Source organism: Streptomyces albidicamelliae, from assembly GCF_025642175.1.
Lineage (GTDB): Bacteria > Actinomycetota > Actinomycetes > Streptomycetales > Streptomycetaceae > Streptomyces > Streptomyces albidocamelliae.
In genome coordinates, this window is record NZ_CP106795.1 from 101174 (window position 1) to 122355 (window position 21182).

Annotated in this window: 20 protein-coding genes and 1 pseudogene; 8 read left to right on the forward strand and 13 right to left on the reverse strand. The window is 69.6% G+C overall.

Going from position 1 to position 21182, the window contains the following annotated elements; all coding sequences use genetic code 11:
- The first annotated feature begins 149 nt into the window (after positions 1–149).
- The 3 genes from N8I86_RS00540 to N8I86_RS00550 all read left to right on the forward strand — a co-directional run bounded on the left by N8I86_RS00540 (position 150) and on the right by N8I86_RS00550 (position 2622).
- Positions 150–1196, forward strand: coding sequence for a zinc-binding dehydrogenase (locus N8I86_RS00540; RefSeq protein ID WP_263276709.1), 1047 nt, complete (start codon positions 150–152; stop codon positions 1194–1196).
- Between the two features lie 107 nt (positions 1197–1303).
- The gene (locus tag N8I86_RS00545; RefSeq protein WP_263276710.1) at positions 1304–1954 is read left to right on the forward strand and encodes a TetR/AcrR family transcriptional regulator; all 651 of its coding nucleotides are present in this window, start codon (positions 1304–1306) and stop codon (positions 1952–1954) included.
- A 473-nt stretch (positions 1955–2427) separates the two neighbouring features.
- On the forward strand, positions 2428–2622 hold the full coding sequence (locus tag N8I86_RS00550) for a hypothetical protein (RefSeq protein WP_263276711.1): 195 nt from the start codon (positions 2428–2430) through the stop codon (positions 2620–2622).
- A 348-nt stretch (positions 2623–2970) separates the two neighbouring features.
- Here the strand turns inward: N8I86_RS00550 and N8I86_RS00555 are convergent, their stop codons facing one another.
- Genes N8I86_RS00555 through N8I86_RS00575 form a run of 5 tightly spaced genes read right to left on the reverse strand, consistent with a single transcriptional unit; the run spans position 2971 to position 9413 of the window.
- Positions 2971–3606, reverse strand: a complete 636-nt coding sequence (locus tag N8I86_RS00555) for a malonic semialdehyde reductase (protein WP_263276712.1) — start codon at positions 3604–3606, stop codon at positions 2971–2973.
- Between the two features lie 50 nt (positions 3607–3656).
- Positions 3657–5678, reverse strand: a complete 2022-nt coding sequence (locus N8I86_RS00560) for an acetoacetate--CoA ligase (RefSeq protein WP_263276713.1) — start codon at positions 5676–5678, stop codon at positions 3657–3659.
- Entirely contained in the window at positions 5675–7297 is a 1623-nt protein-coding gene (gene mhpA, locus N8I86_RS00565; RefSeq protein WP_263276714.1) for a bifunctional 3-(3-hydroxy-phenyl)propionate/3-hydroxycinnamic acid hydroxylase MhpA, read from the reverse strand. The genes N8I86_RS00560 and mhpA overlap by 4 nt, the downstream gene beginning before the upstream one ends.
- Positions 7294–8271 (reverse strand): fumarylacetoacetate hydrolase family protein, encoded by a 978-nt coding sequence (locus N8I86_RS00570; RefSeq protein ID WP_263276715.1) that lies wholly within the window; start codon positions 8269–8271, stop codon positions 7294–7296. Before N8I86_RS00570 ends, mhpA begins: the two co-directional genes overlap by 4 nt.
- Positions 8268–9413, reverse strand: coding sequence for a VOC family protein (locus N8I86_RS00575; RefSeq protein ID WP_263276716.1), 1146 nt, complete (start codon positions 9411–9413; stop codon positions 8268–8270). The genes N8I86_RS00570 and N8I86_RS00575 overlap by 4 nt, the downstream gene beginning before the upstream one ends.
- Positions 9414–9551: 138 nt before the next feature.
- Between N8I86_RS00575 and N8I86_RS00580 the strand changes: the two genes are divergently transcribed.
- The gene (locus N8I86_RS00580; RefSeq protein WP_263276717.1) at positions 9552–10187 is read left to right on the forward strand and encodes a TetR/AcrR family transcriptional regulator; all 636 of its coding nucleotides are present in this window, start codon (positions 9552–9554) and stop codon (positions 10185–10187) included.
- 151 nt (positions 10188–10338) lie between these two features.
- Positions 10339–10649, forward strand: a pseudogene (locus N8I86_RS00585) (hypothetical protein); the annotation flags it as partial.
- A 47-nt stretch (positions 10650–10696) separates the two neighbouring features.
- On the opposite strand, the gene N8I86_RS00590 reads toward N8I86_RS00585, so the two are convergent.
- The 4 genes from N8I86_RS00590 to N8I86_RS00605 are packed head-to-tail and all read right to left on the reverse strand — an operon-like array spanning position 10697 to position 14715.
- On the reverse strand, positions 10697–11743 hold the full coding sequence (locus N8I86_RS00590) for an NAD(P)-dependent alcohol dehydrogenase (RefSeq protein WP_263276718.1): 1047 nt from the start codon (positions 11741–11743) through the stop codon (positions 10697–10699).
- Between the two features lie 24 nt (positions 11744–11767).
- The gene (locus N8I86_RS00595; RefSeq protein ID WP_263276719.1) at positions 11768–13036 is read right to left on the reverse strand and encodes a cytochrome P450; all 1269 of its coding nucleotides are present in this window, start codon (positions 13034–13036) and stop codon (positions 11768–11770) included.
- A gap of 60 nt (positions 13037–13096) precedes the next feature.
- Positions 13097–14500 carry an NAD(P)/FAD-dependent oxidoreductase gene (locus tag N8I86_RS00600; RefSeq protein ID WP_073896599.1) on the reverse strand — a complete coding sequence of 468 codons (1404 nt, stop codon included), beginning with the start codon at positions 14498–14500 and terminating at the stop codon, positions 13097–13099.
- The gene (locus tag N8I86_RS00605) at positions 14497–14715 is read right to left on the reverse strand and encodes a ferredoxin (RefSeq protein WP_263276720.1); all 219 of its coding nucleotides are present in this window, start codon (positions 14713–14715) and stop codon (positions 14497–14499) included. Before N8I86_RS00605 ends, N8I86_RS00600 begins: the two co-directional genes overlap by 4 nt.
- A 909-nt stretch (positions 14716–15624) precedes the next feature.
- Between N8I86_RS00605 and N8I86_RS00610 the strand changes: the two genes are divergently transcribed.
- Entirely contained in the window at positions 15625–16311 is a 687-nt protein-coding gene (locus N8I86_RS00610) for a hypothetical protein (RefSeq protein WP_143611320.1), read from the forward strand.
- Between the two features lie 231 nt (positions 16312–16542).
- On the opposite strand, the gene N8I86_RS00615 is transcribed toward N8I86_RS00610, so the two are convergent.
- Complete coding sequence (locus N8I86_RS00615) at positions 16543–16749, reverse strand: cold-shock protein (protein ID WP_263276721.1); 207 nt, start codon at positions 16747–16749, stop codon at positions 16543–16545.
- A gap of 914 nt (positions 16750–17663) precedes the next feature.
- On the opposite strand from N8I86_RS00615, the gene wrbA reads away from it, so the two are divergent.
- Positions 17664–18266: an NAD(P)H:quinone oxidoreductase gene (wrbA, locus tag N8I86_RS00620; protein WP_263276722.1), complete on the forward strand. Its 603-nt coding sequence runs from the start codon at positions 17664–17666 to the stop codon at positions 18264–18266.
- A gap of 420 nt (positions 18267–18686) precedes the next feature.
- Here the strand turns inward: wrbA and N8I86_RS39165 are convergent, their stop codons facing one another.
- The 3 genes from N8I86_RS39165 to N8I86_RS00630 form a co-directional block, all read right to left on the reverse strand.
- Positions 18687–19151, reverse strand: a complete 465-nt coding sequence (locus N8I86_RS39165; RefSeq protein ID WP_404830863.1) for a hypothetical protein — start codon at positions 19149–19151, stop codon at positions 18687–18689.
- On the reverse strand, positions 19073–19564 hold the full coding sequence (locus N8I86_RS39170; protein ID WP_404830864.1) for a putative quinol monooxygenase: 492 nt from the start codon (positions 19562–19564) through the stop codon (positions 19073–19075). Before N8I86_RS39170 ends, N8I86_RS39165 begins: the two co-directional genes overlap by 79 nt.
- Positions 19565–20048: 484 nt before the next feature.
- A complete protein-coding gene (locus tag N8I86_RS00630) occupies positions 20049–20414 on the reverse strand; it encodes a helix-turn-helix transcriptional regulator (RefSeq protein WP_073896591.1) in 366 nt (121 codons plus the stop codon).
- Positions 20415–20647: 233 nt separating this feature from the next.
- On the opposite strand from N8I86_RS00630, the gene N8I86_RS00635 reads away from it, so the two are divergent.
- Positions 20648–21022, forward strand: coding sequence for an STAS domain-containing protein (locus tag N8I86_RS00635; protein WP_263276723.1), 375 nt, complete (start codon positions 20648–20650; stop codon positions 21020–21022).
- Positions 21023–21182: the final 160 nt, after the last annotated feature.

Here is a 21182-nt window from a genome sequence, read left to right on the forward strand (position 1 = left end):
CGTCAAGGCGCGCTGCCCCTAGCCGCCGGGAGGCGTGCGGACGTCCTGCCTCCCCGCACGCCTCCCGGCCCCACCAGCCATTCAGACACCCATGGCACTCCAGGCCCGAACATCCACCGGGCTGTGCCGTTCACAGAAAGCAGATCACCATGGACACCATGCTCGCCGGACGCTTCCACCTGGACAGCAAGAAGTTTGCCGTGGAGGAGGTTCCGATCCCCGTGCCGGGCCCGGGCGAGGTCCTCATCGAGGTGAAGGCAGCGGGCGTCTGCCTCTCCGACGTCCACCTGCTCGACGGCTCCCTCGTCCCACTGTTTGCCACCTCCGACACGATCACCGTCGGCCACGAGGTCTCCGGTGTGATCCACACGCTCGGCCCCGACCTCAAGCGCCGCCTGCCCGTCGGCACCCGCGTCACCCTGGAGGCAGGCAAGACCTGCGGCACGTGCGCCGGATGCGTGCGCCGCCGGCCCTGCACCCAGATGCTGACCGCCGGCATCGACTACGACGGCGGCTGGGCCGAGTACGTGGTCGTCCGCGAGGACACCCTCATCCCCATCCCCGACAGCCTGCCCTTCGACCAGGCGGCGATCATCCCCGACGCGGTATCCACCCCGTACGCCGCCGTTGTCGCCACCGCGGGCGTCCGTGCCGCCCAGTCCGTCGGAGTCTGGGGAGTTGGCGGAGTCGGCGCGCACAACGTGCGCCTGGCCCGCCTGGTCGGCGCCGCCCCGATCATCGCCGTCGACCCGCTGCCCAGCGCCCGCGAACGCGCCCTGGCCTTCGGCGCGGACGTGGCCCTGGACCCGGCGGCCCCCGACTTCGCCGACCAGGTCCGCGCGGCCACCGGCGGACGCGGCCTGGACTTCGCCTTCGACTGCGCCGGCGTACCCGCCGTCCGCGACCAGGCCGCCTCCGTGCTCGGCCTGGGCGGCTCCCTGATCCTGGTGGGCATCACGCCGAGGCCGCTCACCATCACCGAGGGCCTGACCTTCAACTACCTGCAGAAGCAGGTCCGCGGGCACTACGGCGGCTCCCCCGAGTCCGTCTCCGAGCTGGTGCAGCTGACCGCGGCCGGACGGCTCGACTTGGCCCCCTCCATCACCGACCACATCCCCCTCATCGAGGCCGCCGACGCCCTCCACCGACTGGAGAACAAGATCGGCGACCCGATCCGCCTCATCCTCGTCCCCTGACGCCCGTCAGCAGGACAACAAACCACCCTGGGCAGGGGTGAGTGGGCGCCGGTGCGTGAGGAGCACCGGCGCCCACGGCTTTCGGGCAGTCGTGGAGAGAAAGAGCCATGCAGACGACCGACACCCCGGGCCGTACTGTGCAGCGCAGGGATGCTCACTCCAACCGCCGACGCATCCTCGCGACCGCCCGGCGGAAACTGATGGAGGACCCGGACGCGAGTCTCGACAGCATCTCGCAGGCGGCCGGCGTCGCCCGGCGCACCCTCTACGGACACTTCTCCAGCCGGCACGCGCTGATCGCCGACCTGACACAGGAAGCAGGCCATGAACTCCGGCAGGCGTTCGCCAGAGCCCGTACCGCGGATGCCGACCCGAGCCAGGCGGTGACACGGATGGTGCTGGCGGCATGGACGGTGGGCGACCACTACCGCATGCTCATCACCTTGGGACGGCGCCATCAGGGAGAGGACGAGATCCGCACCGCCCTGGCACCGGCCCGCGCGGAAGCCGTCGCAACCCTACGGCGCGGTCAGCGCGAAGGCGTCTTCGCGGACCACCTTCCGGCACCCGTCCTCGCTCAAGCACTGGAGGCACTCATGGTGGCCCTCGCCGAGGAGAACGCCGCATACCCGTGGGCTGACCCCACTGGCGAGGCTGCGGCAACCGCGTTCCTCGTCGCCGCCGGCGTAGCACCGCACAGGGCCGCGCTTCAGGTGCAGGAGGTCATCGGGCGGGATCGGGCAGCGGGCGACGGGTGACCTCGTGGGCGTCGTCCGCGACGAGGCCGAGCATGCGCAGGACTCTTGGTCACAGGCACAGGTTAGGGGAGGAGTCCCCGGCCAGGGCGGTGACCCCGACGCGGCGTTGGCACCCGGCCCAGCTCGCACCCTTGTTCTTGTCCACGGACAAGACACCCCTGGGTGCAGCGGACAGCAGCTCGACTTCGACTACGGCCGGATCCACGTCCGGGAGTCAGTCACCGTCCTGCGGGACTTGTGGTCCGGTAGATCGAGAAGCAAGCGCCGCCGGGCCACGGCTCGAAGTGCCGCTGTGGCGCCAAGGGTTGGGGATCGAGGTGCTTTCGTCGGACCGCGCGCGGATCGTGGCCCACATCCACTCCGAGCGCGGCCTCGCCCCACGCGCCCTGCGCGATGTGGAGCTCGGGATCGCCTGAGGCCGTTTCTCCTGCGGCGATGCGACCACCGCCCTGGGCGGCACCCTGCTGTTCCTGGTGGCTCTTCGGCTGGACCGCGCGGGCCTCGACGGCGATGAGGCCATCAGCACGACGGCCGAGAGGAAACCGCTGGTCGTCAGTGTGCCGTCGGCGTGCTGCAGACCCTGGGCCCACAACTCGTACCGGAGCGGCCACGACTCCTACCGCCATGACGGCGACTCGAACCGCCACGACGGAAACCGCAACTGGTGACGCTGACGCCGCTTGCGCTGCGGACTCAGCCGCGCTCGTAGCTTGAGGCGCTCGGTGGACGGGAGCGGGCTTCACAAGCCCCTGCTCGCCCACCGGGTGTCTTGGCCTGTCCCGTGTATACGAGGGAGACCACGCAGGACAGCCGCTCACACGGCGACCAGCAGATCCCCTTCCCGCCGGCGCCTCATAGCCGGCGCACGGCCCCACGCGCCGGCGACGCTCAGCGAGCGATCGACTCGCGGTGATCGCTAAGGCAGCAGTCAACCAGACATGGGGTCGCCCGCTCGTGCCGCTCCTGGCGGCACGAGCGGGCGCAGCCGCAACGGTGCTGCGGGGCCGACGTCGTCGTCAGGCCCAGGCGATGGCATCCTCGACAGGGACACGGGGCAGCCTGGGGAACCAAGGGTCGGCACCGGGATGACCGATGTTGACCACCAGGTGTGAACGCCAGCTGGTGCCCGCGAAGAACTCCTCGTCCACGCCGGCCCTGTCGAAGCCCGCCATGGGGCCGGCCGCGAGGCCCGCCGCGCGCACCGCGAGCAGGAACACCCCTGTCTGCAGGGCGGAGTTGTAGCCCGCGATGCTCTTGCGCTTCTCGGTCTGGTCGGCGAACGCCGCTCGCAGCATCTCACCGCGGGCCGGGAAGACGGTCGGCATCTGGTCGTGGAAGTCGACGTCATACGCCAGGATCGCCACGGCCGGCGCGCTGAGGGTCTTGGCCCGGTTGCCCTCGTCGAGATGCCGGATCAGTCGTTCCTTGCCCTCACGGGTGCGCACGAAGAGCACGCGCAGAGGCTGGCCGTTGGCTGCGCTCGGCGACCAGCGTGCGAGCTCCCAGATGGTGGCGAGTTCGTCGTCGGTGACGGCTGTGGTGGCGAAGGTGTTCGCGGTGCGGGCTTCGGTGAAGAGGATCTTTCGCCCGGCGTCGTCGAGGACATCGAGGAGCTGGGGTGCGCGGTCGGTGATGCTCACGTTCTCTCTCATGCTTCGGTGCGGGGATGGTGTGGTGTCGGGGCGGGTCTGCTCTCCGACGGTCATGGGTGGTCTGTCGAGCGCCTTCTGCGCTGCGCGCCCAGCCGGGCGAAGTGGGCGATCAGTTCGGGGTTGTCGACGGCTCCGAGGTTGAGGACCTGGTCGGCTGCGACGCCCTGGAGAAGCCGTTTGACGGGGACCTCGAGCTTCTTGCCGGTTCTCGTGTGGGGCAGGGCCGGCACCGCGAGGATCTCGTCGGGAACGTGGCGGGGTGAGGCGCCGGTGCGGATCGCGTCGCGGATGCGGTCGCGCAGGGCATCGTCCAGGACGGCTCCGTCGGCGAGGACCACGAACAGCGGCATCCAATAGCCGCCGTCGGGTTCCTCCACGCCGACGACGAGGGCTTCGGTGATCCCGGGAAGGCGTTCGACGATGTCGTGAATATCGGAGCTGCCCAGCCGTACGCCGTTGCGGTTGAGGGTGGCGTCGGAGCGGCCGTGGACGATGACCGAGCCGTGGGAGGTGTGGGTGATCCAGTCGCCGTGCCGCCACACGCCCGGGTAGACGCCGAAGTAGGCCTCGCGGTAGCGGCTGCCGTCGGAGTCGTTCCAGAAGTGCACCGGCATCGACGGCATGGGCCGGGTGACGACGAGTTCGCCGACTTGGTCGAAGACCGCGGTGCCCTCGGCGTCGTAGGCGGCGAGGGCCACGCCCAGGTGGGGAGCGGACAGCTCCCCCGCCCAGACGGGGGTCGTGGGTGCGCTTCCGGCGAACCCGGAGACGACGTCGGTGCCGCCGCTGATGGAAGCCAGGTGGATGCCGGCGCCCACATGGTCGCGGACCCACGGGTAGGTGGATGCGGGCAGGGCGGAGCCGGTGCAGCCGATGACGCGGACGGCCGACAGGTCGTGCGCTGCGGGTTCGACGCCCAGTTTCGCCATGGCCAGCAGGTAGTGGGGGCTGGTGCCGAAGACGGTGACCTTGTGGCGGGCCGCGAGCTGCCACAGGAGGTCCGGGCGCGCCTGGGGCGCGGGGCTGCCGTCGTAGGTGCAGGTCGTGGCGCCGGTCAGCAGGGTGGAGGCGACCAGGTTCCACATCATCCAGTGGGTGGTGGTGTACCACAGCAGCCTGTCCCCCACGCCCAGGTCGCTGTGCAGCCCCAGGGTCTTCAGGTGCTCGAGCAGCACGCCACCGTGCCCGTGGACGATGCCTTTGGGCAGGCCGGTCGTCCCGGAGGAGAACACGACCCACAGCGGGTGGTCGAACGGCACCGGGGTGATGGCGAGGTACTCGACGCGGGTGGCCGCTTCCTCCCAGGGAACGACCAGCCCCGACTGGCCGCCGCCCTCGGGCCAGGTGAGGCCCACATGATCGACGAGCACCGTGCCCTTCAGCGTGGGCAGGGCGGCGGCCAGTTCGAGTGAGGCGGTCCGGCGGTCGTGCGTGGTGCCGTTGAAGAGGTAGCCGTCCGCGGTGATGAGAACGGTCGGCTCCAGCTGGGCGAAGCGGTCGGCGGCGGCCTTGGGTGCGTAGTCCTGGCCGCACACCGACCACACCGCACCCAGACTGGCCGTGGCGAGGAAGGCGATGATGGCGTGGGGCGTGTTGGGCAGGTAGCCCACCACGCGGTCGCCCGTTGTGACGCCGAGGTCGCGCAGGGTGGCCGCGACGGAGGCGACGCGGGCGCGCAGCTGGCGGCCCGTGATCTCGTAGGCGGCTCCGGTCTCGTCCAGCGCGGTGATCGCGGGGGCGTCCGGGTGCAGGTGGCGCACCGCGTGGTGGACGTAGTTCAGGGTGGCGCCCGAGAACCAGCGAGCGCCGGGCATGGTCTCCTCGGCCAGCACGCGCTCGTAGGGAGTCGTCGCGTCGATGTCGAAGTACTTCCACACCGCCTCCCAGAACCCTTCCAGGTCGGTGACGGACCAGCGGTACAGCGCCTCGTAGTCGGTGGGTTCGTGCACTGCTCCGGCGCCCTGGTGGCGTGCGGCCCACCGGGCGAAGTCCGCGATGCGGCTGCGGGCGGCCGTCTGCGGGTCGGGCGTGAAGAAGGGAGCCGGGTTCGGCGTGGGGTGCGCGGTGGTCATGGTGTGGTGCTCCTCGGCGGGGGAACGGCACGGGTGTCCGGGGCCGGTCGGCTCGTGTGCAGCAGAGGTGCCCAGGCGGCGGTGCCCGTGAAGTCGCCGGTGCCGGCGGGGACGGTGTCCATCACGACACGGTCGGGACGCAGCAGGACGGCGTCGCTGCGGCCGCCTGCCAGCCAGGTGGCCAGCGTGCCGTCGTCGTCCAGGTCGTCGATGTGGATCGGGGGTGTGCCCAGTGCCGTGGCCACGGCCGTCATCCGTGCGGTGGGCGGCACCGCGGTCAGGACGGTGAAGGAGTCGCCGAGGACGTCGTCGAGGCGGACCTGCTCGCCCTCGTGCCGTACCCAGGGCTGGGGGCAGATGGTTCCGGCCAGTTGCCGGCCAGCCAGCCGGGAGCGGCGCCGTACGAGGGGGCCGGCACTCAGGGCGGGGCTGAGGTCACGGCCGACCGCCGCGGTCACGCCGGGGATGCGGCAGGCCGTGCCGACGACGGCCCGGCGCACTGCCGCACCGCGGTCCTGGCCGCCGGTCATGGCCCAGCCGACGGCGACCGCGACGCGGATCAGGTGCCGTGCGTGCGGCTTGCGTTCGCTTTCGTAGGTGTCCAACAGGCTCTCGTGTGCGCCCTGTCGCAGGACGCGGGCGAGTTTCCAGGTGAGGTTGTAGGCGTCGCGCAGGCCGGAGCACAGGCCCTGTCCGACGAAGGGCGGGGTGAGGTGGGCGGCGTCGCCCAGCAGGAAGATGCGCCCTCGGCGCCAGCGGTCGGCGAGGCGGGCCCGGAAGGTGTACTGGGCCTGCCGGATCACCTGGAAGTCGTCGTCCTGCGGCCCGTCGGCCGGAAGGTCCACCCAGGGGGCGACCAGCTCGCGCAGGCGTTCGCGTCCGTCCGCTCCGTCCAATTGCTCGTCGGCGTCCAGCCGGAACTCCCAGCGGTAACGGTCCTCGCCGATGCGCATGTAGGTGGCCGGGCGCGTGGCGCAGCAGATCTGCTCGGCACCCTCCCAGCTGTGCACCGGGCGGCTGGTGCGCACGTCGATGACCCGCCAGCTCTCCTCGAAGTGCAAGTCCTCCCATGCGGCGCCGATGGCCTGCCGGGTGAGGCTTGTCGCGCCGTCGCAGCCGAGGACGGCGTCGGCCCACAAGTGCTCCTCCTCGTCGCTGCCGTCGCGGCGGAAGGTCACCCGTATGGGAGCCGTCGGGTCGGTGGGCTGCGTGACGGACACGGCCTCCACGCCGCTCCACAGTTCGCACTCGGGGCGGCGTGCCAAGGCGCCCCGCAGCAGGCGTTCCAGCTCGGGCTGGTCGAACATGTTGGTCTGGGCGAAGCCGTGGTGGCCGTGGGGTGACCGCGGGAATTCGGTGATCAGGCGGCGCTTCGGATCCAGCAGCCGTAGGCCCGGTGCCGGGCGTGAGACGGCGGCGAACTCCTCGTGGATGCCGACGCTCTGCAGGATCCGGCAGATCTCGTCGTCGGCGACGACGGCGCGTGGAAGGGGGTAGATGCCCCGGTGGCGTTCGAGGAGCAGGCTGTGCACTCCGTGCCGGGCGAGCAGGAGGGCGGCCGTGACCCCGACCGGTCCCGCACCGATGATCACGACCTGCCTGCGGGCCGATGCGCTCACCTCGCGTCCGTCACGGCGGTCCGCTGCTCACCGAGGTCGAGCCGCCCGTCCGGGGTGGCGATCGTGGCGGTGATGAGGTCACCGTGACGCAGGTACCGGGGGTTCTTGGCCTGGCCCTTGAAGAACGCTTTCCACCTCACCGCGGGCGGGAGCAGTGCGCTGACCTTCGCGACCGGCGCGGGCGGGGCTTTCAGGGCGGTGCCGCCGGGGGTGCCGGTCAGCAGCAGATCGCCCGGGTCGAGGGTCTGGAAGCGGGCGAGCAGGGTGAGCGCCTGCGCGGGCCGTACGATCATGTCGGCGAGCGTGCGGTCCTGGCGCGGCACGCCGTTGACGTTCAGCCGCAGCCGCAGGTTCAGCAGATGGGCGAAGTCCTCGGCATCCAGCAGGGTCAGGTACGGGCCCGTCGGGGTGAAGGTCGGGTAGGACTTGCTCTCGTAGAACTGGGTCTTGGTCAGCTGCACGTCGCGGGCGCTGACGTCGTTGGTCAGGACCAGGCCGGCGACGTACCGCGGCAGGTCCTGCTCCTCGACGACGGTGCCCACGGGCAGGGGCGCGCCCATGACGAGGCCGAGTTCCACCTCGTAGTCGAGGAACTTCACGTGCGCCGGGCGGACGATCGCGTCGTGGGGGCCGCTGACCGAGCCGGACGCCTTGCGGAAGAAGGTGGGCGGGATGTCGCCGGTGAAACCGGAGTCCTTGGCGTGGCTGCGGTAGTTGACCATCTGGGCGACCACCCGGCAGGGGGTGGTGACCGGGGGCAGCGCGGCCAGGTCGACGACGGGTGTGCCGCTGTTCGTGGAGGCGGCCGCTTCGCGGACCGCGTCGCGGTCGGCGAGCAGTTCGGCGGTGGTGGCGGCCTTGGTGTCGATGCGGACGGCGCGCTCGGTGGGGGTCCCCCCTGCTCGAGCGGAGTCGAGAGCTTGGGGGAGGACGACCCACCAGCCGTCGGACGTGCGCAGGACGTTGGTGCTCATGAGCTCATCGCTTTCATCAGGCCCAGCAGGCGTGCGGGGTCGAGTTCGTTGTCGTCGCGCAGGGCCGCGATGACCTCGCGCAGTTTGGCGGGCGACGGGTTGGCGCCCAGGAAGTCGCGCGTGACGGGCGGGCCCCATTGGGCCAGGCCGCTCGCCGACATCGGTGCCCAGCCGGGTTCGAGGTCGCAGGAGAACAGGTCGCCGTCGGCGAAGTGCTCCAGCATGAAGTGGTCGGGGTCGCGCCAGTAGTCGAAGAGCTGGCTGCCTTGGACGTGCCGGCCGATTCCCCAGCTGCGCTTGTAGCCGCGTTCGGCGAGGTATTCGCCGCCTGCGGCGATCGAGTCGAGGTCGGTGACCTGGTAGGCGGAGTGGACGTAGCCGGTGCCGGGTCCCAGGTGCAGGGCCAGTGTGTGGTGGTCGACGGCCAGGCTGCCCTGGTCACAGCGGATGAAGGCCATGGTCGGCCCGCGCCGGCGCTGCCCGTCGAGGAACAGGAAGTCGGACACGATCAGGCCGAGGGTGTCCAGGTACCAGTCCAGGGCGCGGACGAACGACCGGGTCTCCAGCACCACATGACCAAGGCGCTGAATGCGCGACGGCTCGCGCGGGGGACGCTGGGTGGTGTGCGTACGACGGTGATCCGTGCCGAAGTTCAAAAGGAGCGGCTCCTGCTCGGGCAGCGCGGGCAGCTGCTCGCCGCAGTGCACGACGCGGACCGGCAGGCCGGAGGGGTCGAGCAGGGAGACCGACTTGCCTCCGCCCGGCACGTCGATGTCCCGGACGGCATGGCCCGTGGCGGCGGCCAGCCGGTCGAGGTCGGTGCGTTCGGCCGCACGGAAGGCCGGCCCGACGAAGCGGCTCGCATGACCACGCCGGATGACCATGCAGGGCGGCCCCGCGAACGTGCCGCGCAGCCACAGCGCCTCCTCGGTGCGGGCGGCGATCGCGAACCCGAAGTCACGTGCGAAGGTCTCGGCCCGGTCCAGGTCGGGCTTCTCGAACTCCAGCCAGGCCAGGTCGGCCACCTTGATCACCGGGTTCGCGGACCGGCCGGGGTGTTCACCGCGAAGCGCCCCCTGCTCACTGTGGAGGTCCTTGTGGGGGGTGGGCGGGTCGGCCTTGCCGATAGGGGTGTGGGACATGGGTGTCCTCCAAGCAACACTGCTGTAATGAGGAAATCATCAACTTTGCTGACACTCATCGTCAATAGAGGGAGGACAAATAACTGATGATCTCATCAGTAATGGCACACTCATCGTGTCGGCGGTTACACTCGGTGTATGCCGACGTCAGCCCCGCCCAAGAACCGCTTCGAGCGGCGCCGTGCCGAGACCCGTCAGGCGCTCGTCCGTGCAGCCCGGCAGATCCTGGCCGAGTCCGGGGACACCAGCGCCAGCATCCAGGCCATCGCCGAACGCGCGGACGTGGGTTTCGGCTCCTTCTACAACCACTTCCAGTCCAAGACGGAACTGTTCGACGCCGCGGTCATCGACGCCCTGGAAGAGTTCGGACAGCTCATCGATGAGCGGGTGCAAGAGATCGACGACCCCGCCGAACTGGTCGCCGCCGGTTTCCGGCTCACCGCCAGGATGGCGGACTCCCACCCCGAGCTCACGCGGATCCTTCGCGATCGCGGTCTGGCCTACATCCACTCCGACCGCGGCCTGGCCCCGCGAGCGCTGCGCGATCTGGAGATCGGCATCTCCTCGGGCCGTTTCGCCTGCGCCGACGCGACCACCGCCCTGACCGCCGTGGGCGGCACCCTCATGTCCCTCGTGGCGCTCCGACTGGCCCGCCCCGACCTCGACGGCGACGAGGCCGCGTCCGACCTGGCCGAAATGGCCCTGCGGATGCTCGGCGTCCCGGCGGACGACGCTCGCGAACTCACCCGGCGCCCACTGCCCGACCTCGCCTGACGGTTCAGCCCACCGCGCTCCCGGCACCCGCAGAGGGGCCCGGCGACCGGCACCCCGCAGCCCAGAGAAACCTCTCCAACCGCATGCTCAGCTGCCTGCACCACGGCCTTACCATCCGCCTGCTGGGCACCTCGCGGCCGGGGCCGTACACAAGAAGTTCCTCTACTCCCGTCTCATGTGCTGGGTGGCCATCGACCACGCCATCCGCATCGCGCTGAACCGCGGACTGCCCGCGGAGCTGTACCGCTGGGGCCCGGTCCGGGACACGATCTACTGGCGGATCCTGGATCACGGCTGGTCGCCCACCCGGCAGGCGTTCGTCCAGTAGGGGGGCGGCGACGTGCTGGACGCTGCGCTGTTGAGATCAGCCACACCGGCGAGCAACTGGGCAACTTCCCGCAGGCGTTCACCCATCTCGCGCTCATCAGTGCGGCGCTCAACCTGGACCGGTCCCTTGGCTGACTGATCGTCATCGGAAGTACGCATCTCAGTCGTGTCGACGCCGGTACTCACGCATGTGGAGTGATGACGGCGCGTCCTTGGATCTTGCCGTCGTGCAGGAGCCGGTACGCCTCGTTGGCGCGTTCCAGCGGGAAGTGCTCGACCAGCATCCTGATCCTTTTCTGCTGGGCGAGGGTGATCACCTCCATCAGTTCGGGGAGGGTCCCCCAGTAGGGCGAGGCGACCGAGCACTCGTGCGGCGGGCTGGTGAAGTTGACGGGCAGGGCACCGCCGCCGATGCCGACGATGGTCAGGTGGCCGAGTGTTCTGGCTATCTGCGCGGCCATCCGCAGAGTGGGCTCGATGCCGACCATGTCCAGCACGAGCTCAGCGCCCTGCTGCCCGGTCAGGTCCTTGATGCGCGTGATCGCCTCGTCGCCCGAGGGAAGGGCCTCGTCGGCTCCCATGTGCATGGCGGTGTTCAGCTTGCCCGTGTCGGTGTCCACGGCGACGATGGTGGTCGCCGTGGTGAGCGCGCGCAGGATCTGGATGGTCATCTGGCCCAGACCGCCCGCCCCGATCACGACCGCGGTCGCCCCCGGGCCCAAGAGGTGCAGCGACCGTTTGACGGCGTGATAGCCGGTCAGTCCGGCGTCGCTGAGCGGGGCGGCCTGGCAGGGGTCGAGGGTGCCGAGCGGAATCAGGTAGCGCGGCGCCGGGACGAGCAGGTACTCGGCCATGCCGCCGTCGTGACCGCCTCCGAGGCCCGGGCCCTGGCCGCCGAGGTTCTGGCAGTAGTTCTCCCGGCCCTGGCGGCAGTTGGCGCAGATGCCACAGCCCCAGCAGCCGTAGACGATCACAGGCTCCCCGAGTGTGAACCCGGTGACGCCCGCTCCCAGGCTCTCCACCCATCCCGCGTTCTCATGGCCGAGGGTGAAGGGCAGTTCGGTGGCGAGCCCGGGTGGTGGCCCGGGTGCCTCCATGATGTGCAGATCGGAGTGGCACGCACCGGCGCCTGCGACCTTCACCAGGATCTGCCCCGGTGCGGGCTCGGGTACCGGTACCTCGCGCAGCTCGGGTGGATGCTTCCACTCGACCAGTTGAAAAGCCCGCATGGCGATCCCTCACACACAACCTGGTCAGGCGCGGATGCCGTCGATGTCGACCAGGACGTGCCGGGGCCCCCGGAAGATCTGGTTGTGCCGGTACGGCGGCGGGTCGTCGACGAGCCGGGGATTCTCCACCCGGCGGACGAACTCACCGACCGCGACCTGGACCTCGAGGCGCGCGAGCGGGGCGCCGAAGCAGAAGTGGATGCCCTGGCTGAACCCGAGGTGCTGGTTGTCACGGCGCTCGAGATCGAGTTCGTCGGGGTCGGTGAACCGTTCGGGGTCGCGGTTCGCCGAGCCGTACACCAGGAAGATCGGCGCCCCCTTCGGGATGGTGGTGCCCGCGATGTCGATGTCTTCCAGGGCGGAGCGGGTGTGCCAGAACTGCACCGACGACTCGAAGCGCAGCATCTCCTCCACCGCGGGCACGATCAGCTCCGGTCGGCGGCGCAGCTTTTCGAGCGCCTCGGGGTGTCGCAGCAGGGTGAGGACGCTGTGGGCGATGAGATTGACCGTGGTCTCGTGCCCCGCGAAGATCAGGAGCAGGGCATTGCTCACCAGGACGCCCTTGGACATCCGTCCTTCCGGGCCGTCCTCGTTGACCAAGGCCGAGAGCATGCCCGGTCCCGGTTGCTCGGCGTATCGGTCGAGCAGCTCGGCTGCGAACTGTCCGAAGTCCTGCACGGCCTGCTGGGCCCCGGCCAGCCGGCTCTGGACCTCTTCGGAGGCGGCCTCGGGGCCGAAGTCCAGGGCGTCCAGGGCCGTTTCGATCCAGTGGTGGAAGCGTGGCTCGTCCTCCAGGGGCACGCCCAGAACCTTGCAGATCACCGTCACCGGCAAGGGGTAGGCGAAGTCGTCGACGGCGTCGATCCGGGTCTTGCCCTTCATGCCGTCCAGGAGGCCGTCCACGAGGCTGCGGATGTCGGGTTCCAGGTCGGAGATCAGGTGGGGCGCGTGGGGCGGCCCGACGAAGTGCGGCATCATCGTCCGGCGGTCACGGTCGTGCTCGGGCGGATCGCAGGTGATGATGTTCGGCTCGGTCAGCGCCGCTCTGATCGGCTCAGCCGCTGGTTCCCCCGAGTGCTCGGTACCGGCCGCGGCCAGGGCCGGGGACTTTCTCGGGTCCGAGCTGACCCGGGGGTCGTGGAGCAGCGCGACGATCTCCCGGTAGGTGCTGACGACGTAGGTTCCGTCCGGTTGCCGCGCCACCGGGGTTTTGCGCAGTTCCTCGTAGAAGGGGTACGGGTTGGCCCGGTTGGCGTAGCGCAGGGCCTGCTGCCAGGGGGTTTCCTCGGCCACGAGGCTCCCCTCCTTCTTACTGTGGATGCTGTCCGCCGAGCCGCCCGGTCGGCGGCCGGTTCAGTGATGTCGCGGCCGGAACTCGGCCGTACGCGCGCTCGGGGCGTGGCCGGTCAGGACGACGTCGGGGATCGCCGTCGGGACCCGCGGATCCGGAAACTCGGCCGGCATGGGTTTCATGTCGGGTGGCTGGTCCCAGCCCGGCGGCGGGGGCGGGAACGGACCGGATTGCTCGATCAGCTTTCCGTAGTACTCCAGCCACTTGCCGTGATCGAAGGTGACGGCCGCGACGATACGGCCCCGGCGACCGTAGGCGGCGGCGAAGTGGCGTTCCTCGACGGAGCCTTGGGTGAAGAGGATCTCGTCGCCGAAAGGCGGCACTCCGACGGACTTGATGTTCACGCCGAACTGACCGGACCAGAAGCCGGGCAGCAGCAGGTGCGGACGGTAATGGGGCTCGAGATTGACCATGTTGTGAGCCGCGGCCTCAGCGCCCAGAACGGCGTTGTCCCAGTGCTCCATCGCGAGGAACTGGTACTCGTAGAGCACATGGGGAGCGCGCGCCACGTCGCCTGCGACGAAGACGCTGTCGGTGACCACGCCGTTGATGTCGAAGGCGCGTCCGCCGGCGTCGCACCCGACTCCCCAGAAGCCGGCCGCCAGCCCCGAACCCTCCAGCCATTCCACGTTGCGAATCGACCCCAGGGAGGCCACGACCACATCGGCGTCGACGGTCGAACCGTCCGAAAGCTGAGCACGCCGCACGTGCCCGCCGGAGTCGCCCTCCAGCGACGACACACCCAGCCCGCAGCGCAGGTCCACGCCGTGGTCGCGCTGCATCTGCGCGGCGATCTCCCCGATCACCCCGCCGAGCGCGCCGACCAGCGGCGCCGAACCGCGCTCGACGACGGTCACCGGGATGTCGAGTTCCCGGCAGACCGAGGCCACCTCCGATCCGATGAACCCGGCCCCGATGACCAGCACTCGCGAGGGCGGCTCGGCCAACTCCTTCTGCAACTGCTCCGCGTCATCACGCGAGCGGATCGTGTGGACACCGTCCAAGGCGGCCTCGTCCGGGTTCGGCCACTGCCGCGCGCGGGTACCCGTGGCTATCAGCAACCGGTCGTAGGGCACCTGCTCGCCATTCGCCAGGAGCACCTGCTTGGTGGCCCGGTCCAGCCCGACGGCGGCCACCCCGAGCCGCCAGTCCGCGTTCACCTCCCGCATGCGGGGCAGCTTGGTGTGGTCCGCCGGCACCCAGCCCTTGAGCACCTGCTTGGACAGCGGCGGACGGTCGTAGGGCTCGTACGGCTCGTCGCCGATGATGGTCAGAGAACCGGTGAAGCCCTCCTCGCGCAGGGTCTCCGCGGCCCGCAGCCCGGCCAGAGAGGCACCCACGACGACGATCCGGGCGCTGGCCCTGAACTCGCGCACCAACTCCGCGACCGTTACCGGCAAGGTCATGACGTCTCGCCCCGCTCCGCGCCGTCCAAGCGGTCGATCACGATCGCCTGCACCGGGCAGGCGGCAGCGGCTCGCTCGACCTGCAGGCGCCGCTCGTCCTCAGGGTTCGGCTCGTAGGTGAGCGCCTCCTGACCGCTCAACCTGAAGACCTCGTGCGCCAAATACACGCACTGCGCGTATCCCTGACACCGATTCAGGTCCACGACGATCCGCATGGGCCAACTCCTTTCGCTCGGCCTGTCGGCCCCACGGCGGTAACGGCATGATCATGCGGCTGTGGGACGGTTCTCAGGATTTCCGCCAAGCGCAGAGGGCGCGTCTCTCCTCCAGTAGCGCCGGCATTCGAGGCTTGGCCAGGCCGTTGCGCCCTGTAGGAAAATGCTCCCGCCGCCCTCCGACGATCGCAAACCGCCGTTGCGGGCCCGGCACGTCTCGGGACTGGGCGTTCTTGGTCCCTGTGGGTTTCATGCGGGCCGAGTGCTTCCAGGGAGCACGCCTGCCGGGGAGACGGTCAGCCGCTCACGAGCGTTCGCACAAAAAGCTCGCATGGTTACGCCATCGACTTGGTGAAGGGGACCAGGTCGGGGCTACCCGACTTGGCGCTTCCGAGCCTGTGCTGCGTGTCACCGTCGCAACCCGGACGTTTCCATACAACGTATGGTTGTTCTCACTACCGTTGGGACCACGGCGTCGGTTACCTGATCGAGCAGGGTTACTGCTGGGACGAGAACCGTGGCTGGCACCACGACGACCGCGCCACCGGCTCGTCCTGGCACAGCAGCGACGGTCGCTGCCACCAGGGCGACCAGGGGCGTGGATGGAAGTCCGAGAGGTCGGACCGGCACCCCTGGAACCGTTACGAGCGCGACGACCGAGGCTGGGACCAGCACGGCACCGGTCCCCACCGCCGCCCCGCGCGGGCGATTGTGTGAGGGTGATTTCCTCTCGAATGTGTCTGCCGAGGCCCCCCTGTCGCATGCACGCGCCGCCGATCTGCCGCGGCGCCATCAATCGCGTGGTCCGCCCAGCCGTCCAGGTGCGCGTAGTCCTCGCCGACCTCTGATTCGTTCCGGGGGCCACTTGCCCGGTTAGCATCCCTACGGCGCGGCAGGCAGACTGACTCTGTGGTTTCGCGGATGGTCGCGGCGGAGCAGATCGCGTCCTCATCGCTTACCGGCGCCAGCGTGGTATCAGCCTGCGCACTGATCTTCACCGTCGCGTCGTTCTGGTGGCTCCACGCCCGACAGGGGCGCCTAAGGGCGTGGGAGCCTCATTCCTTCGCGGCGATCATCCAGGGTTCCACGGCACGCCTGCGGCTGCCGCTGGTTTTGCACAACACCGGTCCCAAGCCGATCGTCGTACAGGACGTCATTCTGACCTTCCCCGACGACCCCGCCTCTCATCTGCCACTCCTGTGGGTGTCTTCCCCGTCCCGCCTCCAGCCGGGACCGGACGAGGAGGCGAAGCTGCCGGCCGGCTTCGTCGTGCCCGGCAGGGAAGCGCAACAACTCTTCCTCGAGTTCGAGGCACCGTTTTCCGGATTCCTTCCGGAGGCCCGTGACTACAAGGCCCAGATACAGGTGCGGGTCGGCCATCGCAGGGGGTGGCGCCCCCTGTTGGCGTTCACATTGAGGGCCGCCAACATCGTCCATCCAGATCGCTACACCGTCTACAACAACGCACCGGTCGAGCTGACCAAGGCAGACCAAAGGAGAGCGGATGCCGCGCTCCTCGAACTGCTGGAAGAGCACGAAGACAGCTCCCCTCCGGGAGACCCGCCGATTGACGGCGGCGCCGGCCCGAGCGGCTGAGAGGCGGCATCGTCCGCAGTGCCTGTGCATCTGCACCGCCGGCTCCGCAGGCGTCGGCGGAACGGGGATGGAAGCGTGACGCGCGTCGGCGAGCCGTTCGATCTCGATCGGGGCACATCTCCGTTGGGCTGCGCGGCGGCCGGTTCAGCGGACGGCGTGGAAGACCTGCTTGCCTTGTCGTCATGACTCGCTGCGCCCTGGGCGGGGGCAGCGGCTGGCGAGGCGGCGATGCTAGCGGAGCGGAACCACGTTCTCGGCCTGGGTGCCCTTGGGCCCCTGGGTGACGTCGTACTCGACGGCTGCACCCTCCGCCAGCTCCGCGCAGCCGGTCGTCTGGACGGCGGAGAAGTGGATGAACACGTCCGGGCCGCCGTCGTCCTGCTGGATGAAGCCGAACCCCTTGGCGGCGTTGAACCACTTCATGGTGCCAGTTGCCATCAGCGCTGATCCTTCTCCACGTTCCCCACGGGCCGCACACGCAGCCACCCCCGACGATGCCGGTCCGCGGGGCGCGACGGGCCCTGGGCATGAGGCGGCTGAGCCGGTCAGGGGGTGCGGAGGGTGGCTCCGTAGCGTACGGAGGGCGAGAGCCCAGACCTGCCCGCCGCGCTGCCACGCGCTCGGGGACGGATCCTCGGGCCGGTAGGGGATGGGGTCGTCCGGCTGGACGTAGCGCAGGCGATGGTCGAGCCAGTCGGCGGCCTCGGCGGCCAGGGCGTCGTGCAGGGCTTGAGCGCGCGGCCCAGCCTGCGGTCTGGGGCCTGTTGGGCGGTGGCCAGGGCGCGCTCGGCGTCGGCCAGGAGTTCCCGGACCGGCAGTAGCCGCCAGGTCGCGCCGTCGTCGTCGCTGGCGTGAGCGGTGACGTCGAGGTTCTCCTCCCGCTCGCTGGTCACATACCAGCGCAGGCCACCACCGCATCGTTGATCAGCAGCCCCGGAGCGGACTCACTCGGCCGGAACGGGTTGTTGTCGGCGCTGGACAGGGCATACAAGCGGTCGGTGTCAGGCACGTGCGCGCTCTCCCTCGTTCCAGCCAGCCCGCGCCGGTAGCGCCCCGCGCCTAGCGTCCCAAGACCTTCCGTGCGGTGGCCCTTGAAGACGTAGAAACGCACACCGTCGCCCCGACCGCGGCTATGCGTGCCAGCCTGTCCGGCGCACGCAAATGCGATGTCGGCGCGGCCATGCTGCATTGCCACACCCGAGCTCGCGAAGACGATCACCGCATGCGGGCTCGAGCCAGTGCACGTCCTTCGTTGGGATGAGGTATGCGAATACGCCTGGTGTGTCACCGTCCGGGCGCCCGGATTGTGAGAACAGTGGGGCGCACGTGCTGTCGACAGTGGGAGTTCACTCATGAGTGTGCGTGTAGCCGTGGTGTATTACAGCGCCACCGGAAACGTTCACCAACTGGCGCAGGCGGTGGCGGAGGGTGCCGCCAGCCGCAATGCCGAGGTGCGGCTGCGTCGCGTGCAGGAGCTGGCGCCGGACACCGCCATCGACGCCAATCCCGCCTGGCGCTCCCATGTGGACGCCACCAAGCACGAGGTCCAGGAAGCCACTCTGGATGACCTGGACTGGGCGACCGCCTACGCCTTCGGCACGCCGACCCGCTTCGGCAACGTGGCGTCGCAGCTGAAGCAGTTCATCGACCGCACGGGCCGCCAGTGGCAGGCGGGCGTCTTCCACAACAAGCCGGCCACCAGCTTCACCTCGGCGATGAACCGCCACGGCGGCCAGGAGTCCACCCTGCTGTCGTTGAACAACGTCTTCTACCACTGGGGGTGCATCATCGTGCCTCCCGGATACACCGACCCGCTGCTGTACGCGGCCGGCGGCAACCCCTACGGCACGAGCTGGCCCAGCGGCGGCGGAGAGGGGCCGGACGAGGCGACGCTGGCGGCCGCGCGATACCAGGGCCGCCACCTGGCCGACATCGCCGACCGACTGCGCGGATGAAACATCCCTGAGGGAAGAGCGAGGGCCGCCCAGGCACATGATCCCAGACCGGCCCTTTCCTTCACTCTGCCGAACTCCCGTGGCAACGACGCGTGAACCGCGATCTGCCCAGGGACTTCGACGCCGCGCATCAAGCTGACTCGCCGATCCCACGGCTGCGGTGGCGGCGCCTACAGTGAGGGCCTCGACTCCACCAAGGAAGACGGCCTGACCACGAGGATCCCGCCCAGCGTTAGCGCGGCGTAGCACAAGCACCTCGAGTCATTGGCCTCGTCCTCCGAGAGGCCCCACCTCTTGGCATTGAGCGCCTGACGGACTGCAGTGGTCAGGAGCCGGGCCCCGCAGTCTTGAGCAGTGGCTGGGGCAAATCGGCCGGACAGCAACTCTGTCTCTACACGCTGTGCAGCTCTGAGGCACTCGTCACCTACGAGAACATCTGGTCCAAGTACATCCCCGGTATGGCGAAGCACCGGATAGCCACGCACGGCATCTGGATCGTGGGCGGCTGCCGCGCGTCGGAGCGCACTCGCCAGATCGGTCCGGGAAGTGAAGGGCGCCGGGCCGGGTTCGACACCGCCGGGGAGCCGGGTGGTACCTCCTGCAGCAGCCAGGTGTGCCGTCGGGATCACGGAAGGTGGCGCATGAAAAGTAGCTGCGTCGCTCCGGGACGAGGCCCTCGACCGGACCGTCGGGCCGGGGATGAAAGACAGCATCGACTTCGACACGGGCGGCGAGCAGCGCGGTGCGGGCGGCGTCGATATCGGGGACGCTCAGATATCCCTTGCCCGAGCCGGGTGCGGCCGACGTCAGGCCTGTGCCGAACTGGACCGAGCATGCGGAGCCGTGCGGGGTGAACTGGACAACTCCCGGTGGCGTTTGGTCCAGCCTCCAGCCGAGGCGGCCGTAGAACTCCTTCGCCCGTTCGATGTCCGCCAACCGCCCCCTTCGCCAGGGCCAGGCTGGCGCGGTACGGGCACCCTGGTCGCGGCGGCACAGGCTTCAGTGCGCCGGGAGGTTCTGCGGCCGGTGCGCCTGTGTGGGTCTTCCGGCCTGCTATACGGCCCCGGAGGGGTACTTGCCGACGTACGGGCGGAGGTGATCGATCTCCGTTTTTTTGCGTGTTTCTTGCTTTCGCATAGGAAATGCTGAACGTGCGGCTGGCGCCCATGTGCTTCGTAGGCAGCCCGGTCGGCATACAGCTCGAAGAAGAGCCGCTGGTTCGGTGCTCCCTCGACCTCGCTGCAGGCGTACACCAGGGTGCCCGGCTCGTGCTCGAGCCGAAGAACCGCGCCGGCCATCCTGCCCCGCCGGGGCAGCACGATGGGGTTCCTGCTGCACACGGAGGCATGAATAACTCGGCGGATCCCTGCGCCTGCACACGGCCACCAGGGCACTCACGACACGCTGACCGTCATCAACGACGCCGGCTCGCATACAACGTCGAACGGACTTGCCGGGCCATACTCGCGGCGAGGGAGACGCTGTCGTCAAACAGAGCCCTCTGACACGACCGGTTGCGATGTCCGTGGCCATCTTGCGGCGCTGATAGCGGGTTACTCACTCACGGATGCGTGAAGGCCTTCAAAGGTGACGGGGATGGTGCGGTGTGGGCGGGGGTCTCGTAGTCGGATGCTGCGGCTGGGTCCGGGGCTGGGGCTGGCCATGCTGCCCGTCGCTGTCCTGCCGGGGAGCACAGCCCTACACGTCGGGATGCTGCGATGACACCGCCCCCGTGACACCGCGCAGGGGGACGAGGTGTGATCCGGCGCCGCTACGACCGCTTCACGAAGCCGCAGGCTGCACGGCTGCGGGGGCTTGGCGGCTGACTGGGTCGCCGCGGCGAGCCTCGTCCTGGAAGAGCAGAGAGAGCAAGGAAGCCACCGTCAGCCCCAGATCGGCCTCGGTGGGATGGCGCAGTCGCCTCGTGGGTTCGATCCGGTAGGTATTGCCGCGCCCCTCTCGCGTATGGGAGAGGTAACCGTCCTGCTCAAGGTCGGCGATGATCTTCTGCACCGCGCGCTCGGTGAGCCGGCAGTGCGCGGCGATGTCTCGTATCCGCGCGCTCTGGTTCTCCGCGATGGCGGCAAGTACGCGGGCGTGGTTCGTCAAGAAGGTCCAACCGGTGTGGGACTCGGGCACTCCAACCATGCCGCGAGTTTACCCGACCCCTCCTTCACGCATCCAGACACACGTACTATCGTTCACGCATTGCGGTTGACGTATCTCCGATCAGAGGTACGTCGCTACAGACGATCGGCAACCAGACGCGGGAGTGAATCATGCATGCCCCTGCCCACGGCGGCCAGCCCTCCACGGCGCCGGGCACCCCCAGCCCGGCCAGCAGAGACAACGCATCCCCGGTCGCGCCGCCCAGCCTGGCCATGGCAGCGTACGAACGGCGCGGGAGCCGGATCCGCGTGACCGTCCGCGGAGAACTGGACCTCGACTCGGCCCACGCCCTGCGCCCCGGCCTGTTTCAGGCACTCGCCGACTCCGCCACCGGCCTCGATCTGCACCTTGCCGATCTCGACTTCTGCGACTGCGCCGGCCTCGCCGTCCTGCTGGAACTGCGGCCACGGGCCCTGAGTCAGGGCAAAACCATCGCCCTCCACACGGCCAGCCCGGCCGTCGACAGACTGCTCTTCCTCCTGGGCGTCCACGATCTGTTCCTTAGGCCCGACCCACGCTTCGCCGCCTCCCCGCCCGCCCCGGCAGCCGCCGCCTCGGCAGCAAGCGCGATCGCCACGTGCGGGTAGCGCCGTCTCGTCGTCCGGTGATCCACAGGCCAAGCGTGCGGTCCTCGGACCGTCCGTTCTGCGGCACGGTCCGCCCGCGGCAGGGCGCCTGGCCCTGGCCCGAGTGACTGCAGCGCGCGCCCCCTCGAAGGTTCACCACTGCAGCACACATGGGTGTGGC